At 65.0% G+C, this 1,102-nt stretch carries 1 protein-coding gene and 1 pseudogene; both read right to left on the bottom strand.

Features of this window, described 5'->3' with window-relative positions; all coding sequences use genetic code 11:
- Positions 1-314: pseudogene (locus AC1DF3_RS36905) on the bottom strand (DUF302 domain-containing protein); the annotation flags it as partial.
- An 11-nt stretch (positions 315-325) separates the two neighbouring features.
- The coding region (locus AC1DF3_RS36910; protein ID WP_478142801.1) for a tripartite tricarboxylate transporter substrate binding protein at positions 326-1,102 on the bottom strand (777 nt) is incomplete at its 5' end.

Consider the following 1,102-nt stretch of genomic DNA (forward strand, 5'->3'; position numbering starts at 1 on the left):
GCGTACAGCACATTGCCGATCAGGTACGCGGTCGCTTTCCGGCGTTTGCCTTTCAGCGCCAGCCAGTCTCCGTGCGGGCCGACGTAATGGATGGCGAGCCCGTCTTCGCCCGCCGCCTTCTGCAGGGCGACGCGCACGGCTTCGATCTCGTTCTTCTTCAACAGGTCCCGGATCGAGTCGTCGAGCCGGCCCAGCCTGGATTCGAGCGCGGTCTTGACTTCGGCATAGGGTTTCGGCGTGTTGATCCTCACGTGGTCCAAGGCAAGGACGGAGGTCGTCACCGAGATGTCTTTCAACTGGGGGGCGTTGGTCATGAAAACTCCTGCTACTGTGGTTCGAGCTTGACGAGCTTGGCGATGCGGCGGAACTTCTCGACTTCCTGCTGGTAGAAGGCCGCAGACTGGTCGAGCGTCATGGGTTCGACAGGCAACGCGGCCGAGTCGCGAAGAAAGCGCTGGAATTCGTCGCCCTTCACGATCTCCGCCAAGTCCTTGCTGAGGCGGGCCGCCGCAGCGGGAGGCGCCGAGGCCGGGATGAAGACGGCCGCCCATGCGCTGTACACGAAGTTCTTGAGGTATTTGCCCTCGCTCAGCGTGGGCACCTGCGCCAGGAAGGGATTGCGCTTGGTGTTCGCCACACCGATCGCCTTGATCCTGCCCGTGCGAACCAGCTCCAGCACGTTGGGCGCCAGCGGCACGAAGGCCATGTCGATCTCCCGGCTGAGCAGCGCCTGGACGACCGGCGCCGCGCCCTTGTAGGGCACGTCCATCAGTCGCGCACCCGTGGCGGCGCCAAAGTCCGCCGCCACGAGGTAAGGCGCCGAGCCGTAGCCCCAGCTGCCGACCGTCATCTCCTTGCTGCCCGSCTTCTTCGAATGCTCGATGAGCTCGTCGACATTGGCGAAGGCGTGCTCGGCACTCGTGACCAGCGTGAAGTCGGTCGGCAGRATGGTCGCCAACAGCCGGTAGTTCTCGGGCTTGTACTTGACCTGCGACATCGCGAGGGGCGAGAGGATCATGTCGTTGCCGGTCGTCACCAGCAGCGTCTGGCCATCGGGCGGCGCGTTCAGCACGCTCGCCGCGGCGATCGATCCGCCCGCGCC

The sequence above is a fragment of the Variovorax sp. 10N432 genome, assembly GCF_056394465.1.